Source organism: Pseudomonas sp. AC239 (assembly GCF_979258545.1).
Genome location: NZ_OZ409864.1, coordinates 3,490,496 through 3,504,553, shown reverse-complemented (window position 1 = coordinate 3,504,553; position 14,058 = coordinate 3,490,496). Strand labels below are relative to the sequence as shown.

14 protein-coding genes are annotated in these 14,058 nt (G+C 59.8%); 4 read left to right on the top strand and 10 right to left on the bottom strand.

The window, feature by feature from the left end:
- Positions 1–63 precede the first annotated feature (63 nt).
- Positions 64–1,134, bottom strand: coding sequence for an AI-2E family transporter (locus ACZ0AZ_RS15935; RefSeq protein WP_039760905.1), 1,071 nt, complete (start codon positions 1,132–1,134; stop codon positions 64–66).
- Between the two features lie 32 nt (positions 1,135–1,166).
- Positions 1,167–1,406: a sulfurtransferase TusA family protein gene (locus ACZ0AZ_RS15930; RefSeq protein ID WP_016771269.1), complete on the bottom strand. Its 240-nt coding sequence runs from the start codon at positions 1,404–1,406 to the stop codon at positions 1,167–1,169.
- A gap of 98 nt (positions 1,407–1,504) precedes the next feature.
- Here ACZ0AZ_RS15930 and ACZ0AZ_RS15925 point away from each other — a divergent pair, with 98 nt between their 5' ends.
- On the top strand, positions 1,505–2,938 hold the full coding sequence (locus tag ACZ0AZ_RS15925) for a M48 family metalloprotease (RefSeq protein WP_039760903.1): 1,434 nt from the start codon (positions 1,505–1,507) through the stop codon (positions 2,936–2,938).
- A 78-nt stretch (positions 2,939–3,016) separates the two neighbouring features.
- On the opposite strand, the gene ACZ0AZ_RS15920 is transcribed toward ACZ0AZ_RS15925, so the two are convergent.
- The 4 genes from ACZ0AZ_RS15920 to rpoE form a co-directional block, all read right to left on the bottom strand.
- A complete protein-coding gene (locus tag ACZ0AZ_RS15920) occupies positions 3,017–4,450 on the bottom strand; it encodes a DegQ family serine endoprotease (RefSeq protein WP_039760902.1) in 1,434 nt (477 codons plus the stop codon).
- A 208-nt stretch (positions 4,451–4,658) separates the two neighbouring features.
- Positions 4,659–5,624, bottom strand: coding sequence for a MucB/RseB C-terminal domain-containing protein (locus tag ACZ0AZ_RS15915; protein ID WP_463537711.1), 966 nt, complete (start codon positions 5,622–5,624; stop codon positions 4,659–4,661).
- Between the two features lie 8 nt (positions 5,625–5,632).
- Entirely contained in the window at positions 5,633–6,220 is a 588-nt protein-coding gene (locus tag ACZ0AZ_RS15910) for a sigma-E factor negative regulatory protein (protein ID WP_008077804.1), read from the bottom strand.
- Positions 6,221–6,250: 30 nt separating this feature from the next.
- Positions 6,251–6,832 carry an RNA polymerase sigma factor RpoE gene (rpoE, locus tag ACZ0AZ_RS15905; RefSeq protein ID WP_003172477.1) on the bottom strand — a complete coding sequence of 194 codons (582 nt, stop codon included), beginning with the start codon at positions 6,830–6,832 and terminating at the stop codon, positions 6,251–6,253.
- A 557-nt stretch (positions 6,833–7,389) separates the two neighbouring features.
- On the opposite strand from rpoE, the gene nadB reads away from it, so the two are divergent.
- Positions 7,390–9,006 (top strand): L-aspartate oxidase, encoded by a 1,617-nt coding sequence (gene nadB / locus ACZ0AZ_RS15900; RefSeq protein ID WP_039760896.1) that lies wholly within the window; start codon positions 7,390–7,392, stop codon positions 9,004–9,006.
- Here the strand turns inward: nadB and ACZ0AZ_RS15895 are convergent.
- Entirely contained in the window at positions 8,975–9,427 is a 453-nt protein-coding gene (locus tag ACZ0AZ_RS15895) for a protein YgfX (protein ID WP_463537710.1), read from the bottom strand. The two genes, nadB and ACZ0AZ_RS15895, sit on opposite strands and share 32 nt — an antisense overlap.
- Entirely contained in the window at positions 9,411–9,665 is a 255-nt protein-coding gene (locus tag ACZ0AZ_RS15890; protein WP_007911418.1) for an FAD assembly factor SdhE, read from the bottom strand. Before ACZ0AZ_RS15890 ends, ACZ0AZ_RS15895 begins: the two co-directional genes overlap by 17 nt.
- A gap of 150 nt (positions 9,666–9,815) precedes the next feature.
- On the opposite strand from ACZ0AZ_RS15890, the gene ygfZ reads away from it, so the two are divergent.
- Both ygfZ and ACZ0AZ_RS15880 read left to right on the top strand, forming a co-directional pair.
- Positions 9,816–10,757, top strand: coding sequence for a CAF17-like 4Fe-4S cluster assembly/insertion protein YgfZ (ygfZ, locus tag ACZ0AZ_RS15885; RefSeq protein ID WP_463570778.1), 942 nt, complete (start codon positions 9,816–9,818; stop codon positions 10,755–10,757).
- Positions 10,758–10,791: 34 nt separating this feature from the next.
- Positions 10,792–11,613 carry an HDOD domain-containing protein gene (locus tag ACZ0AZ_RS15880; protein WP_039760890.1) on the top strand — a complete coding sequence of 274 codons (822 nt, stop codon included), beginning with the start codon at positions 10,792–10,794 and terminating at the stop codon, positions 11,611–11,613.
- Positions 11,614–11,754: 141 nt separating this feature from the next.
- On the opposite strand, the gene ACZ0AZ_RS15875 is transcribed toward ACZ0AZ_RS15880, so the two are convergent.
- A complete protein-coding gene (locus ACZ0AZ_RS15875; RefSeq protein WP_039760888.1) occupies positions 11,755–13,140 on the bottom strand; it encodes a sensor histidine kinase in 1,386 nt (461 codons plus the stop codon).
- Entirely contained in the window at positions 13,133–13,804 is a 672-nt protein-coding gene (locus ACZ0AZ_RS15870) for a response regulator (protein WP_007898613.1), read from the bottom strand. Before ACZ0AZ_RS15870 ends, ACZ0AZ_RS15875 begins: the two co-directional genes overlap by 8 nt.
- Positions 13,805–14,058 lie beyond the last annotated feature (254 nt).

Here is a 14,058-nt window from a genome sequence, read left to right as displayed (position 1 = left end):
GGGAAAGCATTCCAAATGTAGGAGCTACCGAAGGCTCGGGCCGCGATCGGACGATCTTTGCTTTTAAAGCAACGGCGCCACCACCGGCTCCTTGCGCGGCCACGCATCCAGCACAGCCTTGAACAGCGTCGCCAGCGGGATCGCAAAAAACACGCCCCAGAATCCCCACAACCCGCCAAACAACAGCACCGCGCAGATGATTGCCACCGGATGCAGATTCACTGCTTCCGAAAACAGCAACGGCACCAGTACGTTGCCATCCAGCGTCTGAATGATTCCGTAGACCGCCATCAGATAAATGAACTGATCGCTCCAGCCCCACTGGAACAGTGCAATCAGCAGCACCGGCACGGTCACCACCACCGCACCGACATACGGCACCACCACCGACAAGCCGACCAGCAACGCTAGCAGCGCCGCATAGTTCAGGCCCAGCGCGATGAAGGCGATGTAGGTCACGCCGCCGCAAATGACGATCTCGATGCCTTTGCCACGAATGTAATTGGCGATCTGCCGGTTCATTTCCTGGGCGACGCGGGTGATCAGCGCGCGCTCGCGAGGCAGATAACCGCGCACCCACTCGCCGATCATCGCCCGATCCTTGAGGAAGAAGAACACCAGAATCGGCACCAGCACCAGGTAGATCATGATGTTCACCAGCAGCGGCAAACTCGACAGCGAAAAGGTCAGTGCCCACTGACCGAACTTGCCAATCTCGCCCCGCGCCGCTTCGATCGCTTGCAGGACTTGCTCGTCAGACACCAGATGCGGATAGCGCTCGGGCAACAGAAGCAGCAGCGATTGCCACTTGGCGAGCATGCCCGGCAGTTCGTTGAACAGCGTGATCAACTGATGCCAGAGCAATGGCAGCACCACGACGATAAACAGCATCAGCGCGCCCATGAACAGCGCAAAGACAAGGCCGACCGCCACGCCACCGGGTACACGCAGCCGCTCAAGCGTCACCACCAGGCCTTGCATCAGATACGCCAGCACCATGCCGGCCAGCACCGGGGCGAGCATGCCGCCGAGGGTGAGTACGGCGGTGAAGGCAAGAATCAGCAGCACTGCCAGCACCACGGCTTCTTCATCGGAGAAGTAGCGCTGAATCCAGTCGCGTAACACTTTGAACATCAATAATCCCTTCGATTGTTAACGCGGTCGCTTCAGGCTTTTTTCAACCAGTAACGGTAGACGCCAGCCTCGTCCTCTTCACGCAACAGTGCATGACCGGCCAGTTTGGCAAAGGTGCGGAAGTCCCGCTGCGAACCGGCATCCGTGGCGATGACCTTGAGCACGGCGCCGCTCTGCAGTTTATTGAGTTCCATTTTCGCCTTGAGCAACGGCAACGGACAGTTCAGGCCACTGGCGTCCAGTTCCACGTCATGGGCTACAGCGTCAGTCATTGCGTCACTCCGGTTCGGGTTGTCGAGCTGCCTAGAATATCTGGTCGCGGCTTCGGTGTCCGGCTACAGTAAGGTCTTTGTCCTCCAAGGCTTTGTGCATGACTTTTTTGCGCCCTACCCTGCTGACGCTCGCTTGCCTGCTCGCCTCACCAGGCTTTGCCGACGATCTGCCGTCACTCGGCGACGCCAGTTCTGCCATTGTCTCGCCGCAACAGGAATACCAGCTCGGCCGTGCCTGGCTGGCCATGCTGCGCAGTCAGGTGTCCCAGCTCAACGATCCGCAGCTCAAGGATTACGTCGAATCCAGCGTCTACAAGCTGGTGGAGACCAGCCAGGTCTCCGACCGACGCCTGGAATTCATTCTGATCAATAGTCCGCAACTCAACGCCTTCGCCGCACCTGGCGGCGTGGTTGGGGTCAACGGTGGTCTGTTCCTCAATGCGCAAACCGAAGGTGAATACGCCTCGGTGCTCGCTCACGAACTGGCGCACTTGTCGCAACGTCACTTTGCTCGCGGCGTCGAAGCGTCACAAAGAATGCAGGTGCCGATGATGGCCGCGTTGCTGGCCGGCATTGTCATCGCGGCGGCCGGCGGCGGTGATGCCGGCATCGCCACCATCGCTGGCACCCAGGCTGCGGCGTTGCAGGAACAACGGCGCTTCTCGCGGCAGAACGAACAGGAAGCGGACCGCATCGGCATCCTCAACCTGGAAAAGGCCGGCTACGACCCGCGTTCGATGCCGACCATGTTCGAACGCCTGATGCGCCAGTATCGCTTCGACGCCAAGCCGCCGGAATTCCTCCTGACTCACCCGGTCACCGAATCGCGTATCGCTGACACTCGCAACCGCGCCGAGCAGGCGAAACCGGGCGGCATTGAAGACAGCATGCGTTATCAGTTGATTCGTGCACGCGTGCAGTTGATTTACGAGGAAACCCCGGGACTGGGCGCCAAGCGTTTCCGCGCCCTGCTCGATGAGAATCCGAAAAACGATGTGGCGCGTTACGGCTTGGCCATCGCGCAAATCAAGGGCGGCCAGCTCAACGAAGCCCGCGAGAACCTCAAGCAGCTATTGGCCAAGTCGCCGAACGAAATCATTTACAACCTCGCTCAGGTCGATCTGGACATCACCAACAATCGCCTGCCGGATGCGCAATCGCGGGTCGATCGCATGCTCACTCAATACCCCGGCAATTACCCGCTGAATCAGGTGCGCGTCGATCTGCTGCTGAAACAGAATCGCGCCGCCGATGCCGAGAAGGCGCTAGACAGTTTGCTCAAGACCCGCCCGGATGATCCGGACGTCTGGTATCAGGTTGCCGAAACTCGCGGCCTGTCGGGCAACATCATTGGCCTGCATCAGGCGCGCGCTGAGTACTTTGCGCTGGTCGGCGATTACCGCCAGGCCATTCAGCAACTGGACTTCGCCAAGCGCAAGGCCGGCAACAACTTCCCGCTGTCCTCGCGCATCGACGCCCGTCAGCGCGAGCTGATGGAGCAGGAGCGCATGGTCAAGGACATGATGGGCTGAGTTTCCCCGCAAGGTAGAAGCTGCAGACACAAAAAAACCGCCTCTTTCGAGGCGGTTTCTTTTTACCTTGTAGCTGGTTTATTCAGCCAGTTTGAAGGTGATGAAGCTGGCACGGCCCTGACGCAGCACGCGCATCGACACCGAACGGTTCTTCGGCAACGCCTTGGCGATGTCGGTGAACTCCTTGGCCGAGCCGATGGCCTGGTTGTTCAGGTGGGTGATCACGTCACCCGGTTGGAGACCGATCAGGGCCGCAGGACCGTCCTGCACTTCCTTGATCACCACACCGCCTTTGAGGTCGTAGGTTTTCTTCTGCTCGGCGGTCAATTCGCCGACTGCAACGCCGAGACGATTGCTGCTGCTTTCAGCGCCGGATTTCGGCAACGCGTCCAGCTCTTTGTCTTCGTCCGGGATTGCGCCGACGGTCAACTCGACGTTTTTGCGCTTGCCTTCACGAATCACTTCCAGATTGGCTTTGGCGCCAGCCTTCAACGCACCGACCAGATGCGGCAGGTCTGCGGACATGACGATCGGCTGACCGTTCATGCTCAGGATCACGTCGCCAACCTGCAGGCCGCCCTTGGCCGCGGGGCCGTCATCCTGAATCTGTGCAACGAGGGCGCCGGCCGGCTTGTCCAGACCGAACGACTCGGCCAGATCCTTGTTCACTTCCTGAATGACCACGCCCAGCCAGCCGCGGCTGACTTTGCCACCGCTTTTGAGCTGATTGGAAACGTCCATCGCCACGTCGATCGGGATGGCGAACGACACGCCCATGAAACCACCGGAGCGGGTGTAGATCTGCGAGTTGATGCCGACCACTTCACCGTTCAGGTTGAATAGCGGACCACCGGAGTTGCCCGGGTTGATCGGCACGTCGGTCTGAATGAACGGTACATAGTTTTCGTTCGGCAGGCTGCGGCCCACGGCGCTGACGATGCCTTGGGTCACAGTGTGGTCGAAGCCAAATGGCGAACCGATCGCGACGACCCACTGGCCGGCCTTCAGGTCCTGGGATTTGCCGAGCTTGAGCACCGGCAGATCCTTGCCTTCGATTTTCAGCAAGGCCACGTCCGAACGTGGATCGGTGCCGACCAGCTTGGCTTTCATCTCACTGCGGTCAGCCAGACGGACGAGGATTTCGTCGGCATCGGCGATCACGTGGTTGTTGGTAAGGATGTAGCCATCCGGCGAAATGATGAATCCTGAACCCAGCGATTGCGCTTCACGCTGGCGGCCGTCGCCACGCGGCGAGCGCTGCTGAGGCGGCATGCCGCGCTCGAAGAATTCGCGCAGCATCGGTGGCAGGCCTTCCAGATCCGGCATCTGCTGATTCACGCGACGGTCCGGCAGTTTCTGCGTGGTACTGATGTTCACCACCGCGGGCGACGCTTGTTCGACCAACTGGGTGAAATCAGGCAGATCGGCCGCTTGCGCAGCAGGCACCGCCTGACCGAGCAACAGCACGGTGGCGAAGATGGAAAGGTAAGACTTTAAACTTGGTATCGACATACAGCTCCCGTTACGACGAGCAGGGTTAAGCGATATGGAGCAAAGGAACACCGGAAACCACAGACCGGCATTTTTGTTCCGGGAACAACAAACAAGGCCAGAGCCGTGAGGCTCTGACCTATAAAAAATTTTCAGGGGTTTTGCAAATGAAAATGCTCAGCAAACATTTCGACGTCTCGACGACGAAGTGGAAATGACTGAAATCAGCTCACTGCTTGCTGGTCGCAGCGCCATCGTTGTTACGCATCGATAGAGCGATTCGTTCGGCGGTGCCAATCGGGATTTCGCCGACAACCGTGACCATCATTTCGCCTTGCGGCGTGGTCAGGCGACGGGATACCGCGACGGTGGGGCCCAACTGAGTGCGGGTGTCAGTGACCGTTGCGCCATTCAACGGTTCAAGGAACACCGAGAAACGCGCCAGACCATCGTCATACATCAGGCTGCTGACTTGGGTCTTGGTTTGCGCATCTTTGTGCGAACTGCTGCTGGTCAGCTCAAAGCCTGGCGGCAGCCAGTCCGAACGCCAGTTTTGCACGGTCTTGGCTGCAGAAGCCTTGTCGCTTGCGATGTTGATCGGCTTGCAATCGGCGTCTGCCAACAAGTCCTTGTCCGACGGGATCTCATCAGTGTCGAGGCTGGTGAACTGGAAACGCTCAAGCAACTGCCCTTTGTCGTTCAACAGCAATGACTTGAGCGGCAGCCCCGTCTTCTTGTCCAGATGCAGCTCGAAACCGTAGCGGTGCTGATCACGAGGCGTGAGTGACACGATCACGGCATCGCGACCGGCCACACGCGACTTGCCAATGACGGCAAGGTCATACCAATTCTTCAGCTGTTTGGGATCCAGCGCACGGGCGGCAGCGTTGGGTGAATCACCCAATCCCGCAATCAGGGTGCCGCTGACGCATTGAGTACGCCCATCAATGCGCACGACTTCCTGAGCCGAGCCGTCGAGCTGCAATAACCGCTCGCGGACCTGGCCATTCTGGACGCGATGCCAGATGTTGTGCGTGGAAAAACTGCCGTTGCGCTCGTAAACGAAAGTACCGTGGAAGCTTTGCTGCTGCTCGGCCTGGCCCAGACGGGTCAACCAGTCCTGGGCCTCGTCAGCGTGGGCTGGAACAATGAACCAGCCACTGAGCAGAAGCGAAAGTAGAGGGATGGCGCGCATGATCCTCCTTAACGGTTTTCCAGGCTTGCGGCACGTGCGTATGGCAGCGCGCTTTCAGTTCCCTTGAGTGCAGCCTGCTGAGCGTGCTGGCGCAGGTAGCCTGGCAGACGCTGATCATGCCAGCCTGGCTGACCTTGCAGGACGCCATTGGCCATCGGGCCAGTCGCTTCCGAACTTTCGCTGTAACCCGCCAGAACTGCCGGCCCCTTGACCTGTGGAGTGGCCAGAGTGGGCTGATTCGACTGCTGGGCCAGCTCAACACCAGCGATTTCGTCCTGGTTGTACAGGCGAACACCGGCCAGGACGGCCACGGTTACCGAAGCGGCAACAGCGAGGCGACCCAGGTTACGCCATGGGCTGCGGGATACTTTGGCCGGAGCTGTTTCGTCTTCCAGCGCAGCAGATACTGCCGCAGCGATATCCAGACGCGGAAGCAGCAGATCCTTGTGCATGGCTGCCCGAGCGATCTGGTAACGAGCCCAGGTCTCACGGGTATCAACATCATCCAGTGCGCTGAGCACTCGACGCAATTCCAGTTCGTCCGCTTCGTTATCCATCACTGCGGACAGCGATTCCTGCAGGGCTTCACGACTCATGGCGTTCCTCTCTTGGCTGTCGCCGCTGTCTCAGTTTTCCTGCAACAACGGTTGCAGGGCTTTGTCGATGGCCTCCCGAGCGCGGAAAATCCGGGAGCGCACGGTACCCACCGGACACTGCATGACGCTCGCAATGTCCTCGTAACTCAGACCATCGAATTCACGTAAAGTTAAAGCCGTACGCAAATCCTCTGGCAGTTGCTGAATGGTTCGATGGACAGTGCCTTCGATCTCATCCCGCAGCAATGCGCGTTCCGGTGATTCGAGATCCTTGAGGCCGTGATCGCCATCGTAGAACTCCGCATCCTCTGAACTTACATCGCTATCCGGCGGCCTACGGCCGCGGGAAACCAGGTAGTTCTTTGCCGTGTTAATGGCAATACGATACAGCCACGTATAAAACGCACTGTCACCGCGGAAATTTCCAAGTGCCCGATACGCCTTGATAAAGGCTTCCTGAGCAACGTCCTGGGCTTCATGGGTGTCGTGCACAAAACGCACGATCAACCCGAGAATTTTATGCTGATATTTCAGCACCAGCAGATCGAAAGCTCGCTTGTCGCCACGCTGAACGCGTTCGACCAGCTGCTGATCCTCTTCCTGGGTTAGCATGAACACTCCTCGATAAGCCCGGAGGAGACTTGCATTACTAAACGACCAGACTTGCAAACATAGACTCGGGCTTTTCGCAAAAGTTCTCCCCCTCCAAGCAAGTTTCCTGCGAGCTCTGATTTGGCACGCACGAAAAACGCAGCGCGGGATAAACCGGCTGCGCGAATAATCTTGTTATCGGTTTCGCCGGCAGGAATCCAAACGCAGATTCCGCACTGAAGCCGACACTGTCCGTGGTTTCTGGCACCGTCTATTGATCTTGGCCCTTTGGCAAAAGTTCCAATTATTTATAGCCGTACCCACCTGAGATTGCGCAACCGTGGGCGGAAAAGTCTGTTTCAGCGCCGATACAGGTGTCTTTTCCCACACCTGTGAAAAAAATCTTCCGACGAAGCACAGCCCTTTTCACCGCGCAGTAGTCTCACAATGCCATCTGGGCCCGGCTATTGTGCCGCCCAACCCCTCTATATACTAGTGGGCTGTGTGGCTGTCTTGACTCGCCGATCCAGCTGTCTTGCGCCAACCCCGACCCGGGTCGCTTTGAGCGGAATCCTGAAATGAGCCAACAGTTCCAACACGATGTTCTGGTAATTGGCAGCGGTGCTGCCGGTTTGAGTCTCGCGTTGACCTTGCCCGGTCATCTGCGCATTGCCGTATTGAGCAAAGGCGATCTCGCCAACGGTTCGACCTTCTGGGCCCAGGGTGGCGTGGCCGCAGTGCTCGACGATACCGACACTGTCGAATCCCATGTCGACGACACCCTCAATGCGGGCGGCGGCTTGTGCCATGAAGACGCCGTACGTTTTACCGTCGAGCACAGCCGCGAAGCCATCCAATGGCTCATCGACCAGGGCGTGCCGTTCACCCGCGACGAACAGTCCGGCACTGAAGACGGTGGTTTCGAATTTCACCTGACCCGCGAAGGCGGCCACAGCCATCGGCGGATCATCCATGCTGCCGACGCCACCGGCGCTGCGATCTTCAAGACCTTGCTGGCCCAGGCCAAAGAGCGCGCGAACATCGAACTGCTGGAACAGCGCGTTGCCATCGATCTGATCACCGAACGCCGCTTGGGCATGGAAGGCGATCGTTGTCTCGGCGCCTACGTACTGAATCGTGCCACCGGGGAAGTCGATACCTACGGCGCACGTTTCGTGATTCTGGCGTCGGGCGGCGCGGCCAAGGTCTATCTTTATACGAGCAACCCTGACGGCGCCTGCGGTGACGGCATCGCCATGGCCTGGCGCTCCGGCTGCCGGGTGGCGAACCTGGAATTTAATCAGTTCCATCCGACCTGCCTGTATCACCCGCAAGCCAAAAGCTTCCTGATCACCGAAGCCCTGCGTGGCGAAGGCGCGCATCTGAAGCTGCCCAATGGCGAGCGCTTCATGTATCGCTTCGATAAACGCGCCGAGCTGGCGCCTCGTGACATTGTCGCGCGGGCCATTGACCATGAAATGAAGCGTCTGGGTGTCGACTGCGTGTATCTCGACATCAGTCACAAGCCCGAAGCGTTCGTGAAAAGCCACTTCCCGACTGTTTATGAGCGCTGCCTGGGCTTCGGCATCGACATCACCAGACAACCGATCCCGGTAGTCCCTGCGGCGCACTACACCTGTGGCGGCGTGATGGTTGATCAGCATGGGCGCACCGATGTGCCCGGCCTCTACGCCATCGGCGAAACCAGTTTTACCGGCCTGCACGGCGCCAATCGCATGGCCAGCAACTCGCTATTGGAATGCTTCGTTTACGCCCGTTCGGCGGCGGCGGACATTCTCGCGCAGCTGGATGATATCGCGGCGCCGAGCGCCCTGCCCGTCTGGGACGCCAGCCAGGTCACCGACTCGGATGAAGATGTGATCATCGCGCACAACTGGGACGAGCTGCGCCGATTCATGTGGGACTACGTCGGCATCGTGCGCACCAACAAGCGTCTGCAACGGGCGCAGCACCGGGTGCGTCTGTTGCTGGATGAGATCGATGAGTTTTACAGCAACTATAAAGTCAGCCGTGACCTGATCGAGCTGCGCAACCTGGCACAAGTTGCCGAATTGATGATCAGCTCAGCCATGGAACGCAAGGAAAGCCGCGGGCTGCATTACACCCTCGACTATCCGGATATGCTGCCCGAAGCGCTCGACACTATTCTGGTGCCGCCCACCTACGCCGGCTGAACTTGAGCCGCACTCGCAGGCGTCGGTGCAGATCCGCCGCCTGCGAGTCACGCGGCACGCAGATCGACCTGACCCGCCACTCTCCGCGCAGGCGAAAGCGCAGCACCACGATCAATGGCAGCGCCAGACTGTCCGGGCGCAATTGCACTGCTTGCCAGCCATCAGCCTGATTCCAGACCTGCCAGCCATCGCCGTCGCGCCGTAATCCGCAGAATGCTTGCGGATGACTCAGCAGAATCTGCCGCGGAATCACCCAGAAGCCATGCAAAAAACAGCCGAAAACCCCAGCCATACTGGCCCAGAGTGAAATCGACAGCAGAAGCAACGAGCCCATGGCGAACGCCTGGGCCAACAGATACGCCGCCAGCAACTGCCGTGAGGCATGCCAGCGGCATTCGAACGTGTTACTTGGGCTGGACACGATCCAGAATCATCCGGACCATGCGTTGCAGCTCGGGATCTTCCGACTCGCTGCGCTCCATGAACCAGCCGAACATGTCCTGATCCTCACAGGTCAGCAAACGCACGTACAGATCGCGATCCACTTGATTCAACGTCGCGTAAACCTCCTGCACGAACGGCACCAGCAGCACGTCAAGCTCAAGCATGCCGCGACGGCTGTGCCAAAAGAGGCGATTCAGTTCAACTTGTTCGACCATGGAGCCCTCCTCGAATTTGCCGGGCAGTATACAGGCCCGACGCGGGCCGCACAGTCGGCTTTGGTCGGGCACTCCTGATCCTTTATCAACTACCCATTTCAACCCTGCCCCCTTATGATGTGCCCCAGTCTATTTACCCTGCGATGACCCATGGCCGATTCTGCTTTTTTCTGCACCCTGTCTCATGAAGGCGTACTCGCGGTTCGCGGTGCGGACGCCGGAAAGTTCCTGCAAGGCCAGTTGACCTGCAATATCAATTACCTGAGTGATACCCGCGCCAGCCTTGGCGCCCGCTGCACGCAAAAAGGCCGGATGCAGTCGAGCTTTCGCATCCTGCTGGAAGGCGACGGTGTGGTGATGGCGATGGCCAGCGAGCTGCTCGAGCCGCAACTGGCCGACCTGAAAAAGTACGCGGTGTTCTCCAAATCGAAACTGACCGATGAAAGCGCCGCCTGGGGGCGCTTCGGTCTGGCGCATGGCGACGCAGCCCTGACGAGCCTCGGTCTGGCACTGCCCGCCGAAACCGACAGCGTTGTGCGCAATGAAAGCCTGATTGCCATTCGCGTCTCGCCCAACCGTGCCGAACTCTGGGTGCCTGCCGCTCAGGCGCAAAGCGTGCAAAGCCAACTGTCGGCCACCCTGCCTGAGGCCGGGCTGAATCAATGGTTGCTGGGCCAGATCCGCGCCGGTATCGGTCAGGTCATGCCTTCCACTCGCGAATTGTTCATCCCGCAGATGCTCAATCTGCAGGCGGTCGGCGGCGTGAGTTTCAAGAAGGGCTGCTACACCGGTCAGGAAATCGTTGCGCGCATGCAGTACCTGGGCAAGCTCAAGCGTCGTCTGTACCGCTTGCGCCTCGACGCGGCTGAATTGCCAGAGCCCGCCACTCAACTGTTCGCACCCAGCCACAACAGTTCGATCGGCGAAGTGGTGCTGGCCGCCAATGCCGAGGGAAACATTGAACTCCTGGCCGTGTTGCAGGCCGAAGCTGCCGAAGCCGGTGATTTGCGTCTGGGCGCCCTCGAAGGCCCCGCGTTGCACGTGCTCGACCTGCCTTACGAACTGGATCGCGACCGCGAAATCCAGCGCTGATCGCAGCATTGTTGCAAGACCCTAGAGAGTCCAAATGAGCGAACTGGCGGAAAAGGTCCAACAGGATTTGGTTGCGGCCATCGATAACGATGACCTGGTTCTGCCAACGTTGCCGGAAGTGGCCCTGCAAATTCGCAAGGCCGCCGAGGATCCGGAAATCAGCGTCAGCGATCTGAGCAAAGTCATCGGCCGCGACGCCGCGCTGTCGGCGCGCCTGATCAAAGTGGTGAACAGTCCGCTGCTGCGCGCCGCGCAGGAAGTCACCGACCTGCACACCGCCATTACCCGTTTGGGCATCAACTACAGCAGCAACCTGGCGATCGGGTTGGTCATGGAGCAGATCTTCAACGCCCGCTCCGAAGTGGTTGAGCAGAAGATGCGCGAAGTCTGGCGCAGCAGCCTGGAGATCGCCGGCGTCAGCTATGCACTGTGCCGCCGTCACACCCAGCTCAAGCCTGATCAAGCAGCACTTGGCGGGCTGGTGCATCAGATTGGCGTGTTGCCGATTCTGACCTACGCCGAAGACCACAACGAATTACTCTCGGATGCAGTCAGCCTCACCCATGTGATCGAGCAGATTCATCCAGTGCTGGGCGAGAAGTTGCTGCGGGTCTGGGAGTTTCCCGAGCGTCTGGTGCAACTGCCGTTGCTCTATGAGGATTTCGAACGCGACTCGGCCCGCATCGATTACGTGGACGTGGTGCAAGTGGCGAACCTGTATTGCCGCAAGGGCACCGACCATCCCTTTGCGCGGATTGATCCGCTGAGTGTGCCGGCGTTCAGAAAGCTGGGGATTGATCCGGAGAACAAGCAATTTTGCGCGGATCTGGAAGAATCGCGGTCGATGTTCTACTGACCTGTGGTGAGGGGATTTATCCCCGTTGGGTTGCGAAGCGACCCTGAACTCTGCGACCCGGTTTTTTCCAGACAGATTGCGATCGCTGAACTGCGACTGCTGCGCAGCCGAGCGGGGATAAATCCCCTCGCCACAAAAGTACTACCCGGCAATAAAGCTGACTCGCACCTTCAACCCCGCCTGCTCGCCATCATGCAGGGTAATCTGCGCCAGATGCGCACGGCAGATCTCGCCGACAATCGCCAGTCCCAGGCCTGAACCGGCGACCTGCTGATTACGCCGGTAAAATCGCTCGAACACCCGATCACGCTCGTGCAGCGGAATCCCCGGCCCGTCGTCCTCAACCTCAAGCACCGCCGGCGCCGTGACCCGCAAAATCACATTGCCGCCCGGCGGCGTATGCGCCAGCGCGTTGTCGACCAGATTGCTCAGCAGTTCATTGAGCAGGGTCGGTTCGCCACGCAACCACACTGGCTCGTCCGCCTCCAATGCCAACGCTACGCCACGCTTGTGCGCCAACGGCGCCATGGCCATGCCCAGTTCACGGGCCAACTGACTCAGATCGAGCAACTGCGCGCCGCCCTCGGCAATCGCCCGTGCACCGTTTTCGACGCGGGCCAGCGACAGCAGCTGATTAGCCAGGTGCGTCAGGCGATCGGTGCTCTGTGCCGACGATTCGAGGGTGGTGCGCCAGGTTTCCGGCTCGTTCGAGCGCAGGCCCAGTTCCAGCCGCGCCTTCAGTGCCGCCAGCGGTGTGCGCAATTCGTGAGCGGCATCGGCGATGAACTGCGCCTGCCGTTCGAACTGGCCGCGCAGGCGCTCGGTGAAATGGTTGAGTGCGCGCACCAATGGCCCGAGTTCATGCTGCACTTCCACCAGCGGCAGTGGCCGCAAATCGTCGGGCTGGCGCTCTTCCACTGCGGTGCGCAAGCGTTCCAGCGGGCGCAGCGCCGCACTCACCGCGAACCACACCAGCAACAACGCGCCCACGGCCAGCATGCCCAGACGCAGCAGAGTATCCGCCGCCAGACTGCGCGCCATGCTGACCCGCGCTTCGTCGGTTTCGGCCACGCGGATTTCCGCCATGCCGTTCATGTTCGGCTCGCTCACGGCTTTGAGCAGGCTGACCACGCGTACGTTCTGGCCGTTGTACTTCGCGTTATAAAAACGTGCCAGCGCCGGATAGCTGTCGGTGCGTGGCGTGCCGGGCGGCGGTCCGGGCAGATTTTCGTAGCCGGAAATCAGCTTCTGGTGAATGTCGTTGACCTGGTAATAGATGCGCCCGGCGCTGTCATAGGCGAAGGTATCCAGCGCCACATAAGGCACGTCGGCGCTGAGGCTGCCATCGCGCTGCGACAATCCCGCCGCAATAGTCCGTGCCGAGGCCAGCAGCGTGCGGTCATAGGCGGTGTCGGCAGCTTCGCGACCGTTCCAGTAAGCACTCAAGCCACTGGCGAGCATCAGCACCACCAACAACCATCCCAGGTTCCACAGCAAGCGCCAGCGCAGGCTGCTGGGCTTATGCATCGCGGCTTTCCAGCAGATAGCCGAGGCCACGGAAGGTGACGATGGCCACGGGCTGGCCATCGAGTTTCTTGCGCAAGCGGTGCACGTAGATTTCGATGGCGTCGGGGCTGGCTTCTTCGTCGAGGCCGAACACCTGCGCGGCCAGTTGTTCTTTGCTCATCACTCGCCCCGGCCGCGCAATCAATGCTTCGAGAACGGCTTGCTCGCGCGAGGTCAGGGTCAGCAGTTCTTCGCCGAGGGTGAAGCGACGCGTATCGAGGTCGTAAGCCAGTACGCCACAGCGCTGCTGACGCTCGCCGCCGAGGACACTGCGGCGCAACAGGGCTTTGACCCGTGCCTCCAGCTCGGTGAGTTCGAACGGTTTGGCCAGGTAATCGTCAGCGCCAAGGTTGAGGCCATGCACGCGATCTTTCACATCGCTGCGCGCGGTCAGCATCAACACTGGCAGGTTCTTGCCGCGAGCGCGCAGCCGCGCGAGCACCTCGAAACCGTCCATGCGCGGCAGGCCGACATCGAGAATCGCCACGGCGTATTCCTCACTGCTCAATGCCAGGTCGGCGGCCACGCCATCGTGCAACACGTCCACCGTCAGACCGGTGCTCTTGAGCGCCTGAGCCACGCTTTCGGCCAGTTGCAAATGGTCTTCGACGAGCAGGACACGCATGGATTTGTACCTCGTTCAGGGTTGGCCGACGCCGCGCTTTGCCGCGGAGTTTACAGCCGCAACCGCCGCTGTGAAGCCCGAAAACCGTGAAAGACAACTGAAAGGTTGCTGAAAGGTTAGCCGGTTAGAGTCGGCTCACGGACAGTTTCGACTGTCGCGCTGCTGCCACACAGCGCAACGAAAAACGCCATGAAGCGTTTTCGACCCATAAGAACAATAACGGAGTACCCCAGCATGCCTTCCATGCGCACCAA

Excerpts from the sequence above, each read along its gene's own strand:
- ACZ0AZ_RS15935 (WP_039760905.1), bottom strand. The coding sequence starts at position 1,134 with ATGTTCAAAGTGTTACGCGACTGGATTCAGCGCTACTTCTCCGATGAA.
- ACZ0AZ_RS15930 (WP_016771269.1), bottom strand. The coding sequence starts at position 1,406 with ATGACTGACGCTGTAGCCCATGACGTGGAACTGGACGCCAGTGGCCTG.
- ACZ0AZ_RS15925 (WP_039760903.1), top strand. The coding sequence starts at position 1,505 with ATGACTTTTTTGCGCCCTACCCTGCTGACGCTCGCTTGCCTGCTCGCC.
- ACZ0AZ_RS15920 (WP_039760902.1), bottom strand. The coding sequence starts at position 4,450 with ATGTCGATACCAAGTTTAAAGTCTTACCTTTCCATCTTCGCCACCGTG.
- ACZ0AZ_RS15915 (WP_463537711.1), bottom strand. The coding sequence starts at position 5,624 with ATGCGCGCCATCCCTCTACTTTCGCTTCTGCTCAGTGGCTGGTTCATT.
- ACZ0AZ_RS15910 (WP_008077804.1), bottom strand. The coding sequence starts at position 6,220 with ATGAGTCGTGAAGCCCTGCAGGAATCGCTGTCCGCAGTGATGGATAAC.
- rpoE (WP_003172477.1), bottom strand. The coding sequence starts at position 6,832 with ATGCTAACCCAGGAAGAGGATCAGCAGCTGGTCGAACGCGTTCAGCGT.
- nadB (WP_039760896.1), top strand. The coding sequence starts at position 7,390 with ATGAGCCAACAGTTCCAACACGATGTTCTGGTAATTGGCAGCGGTGCT.
- ACZ0AZ_RS15890 (WP_007911418.1), bottom strand. The coding sequence starts at position 9,665 with ATGGTCGAACAAGTTGAACTGAATCGCCTCTTTTGGCACAGCCGTCGC.
- ygfZ (WP_463570778.1), top strand. The coding sequence starts at position 9,816 with ATGGCCGATTCTGCTTTTTTCTGCACCCTGTCTCATGAAGGCGTACTC.
- ACZ0AZ_RS15880 (WP_039760890.1), top strand. The coding sequence starts at position 10,792 with ATGAGCGAACTGGCGGAAAAGGTCCAACAGGATTTGGTTGCGGCCATC.
- ACZ0AZ_RS15875 (WP_039760888.1), bottom strand. The coding sequence starts at position 13,140 with ATGCATAAGCCCAGCAGCCTGCGCTGGCGCTTGCTGTGGAACCTGGGA.
- ACZ0AZ_RS15870 (WP_007898613.1), bottom strand. The coding sequence starts at position 13,804 with ATGCGTGTCCTGCTCGTCGAAGACCATTTGCAACTGGCCGAAAGCGTG.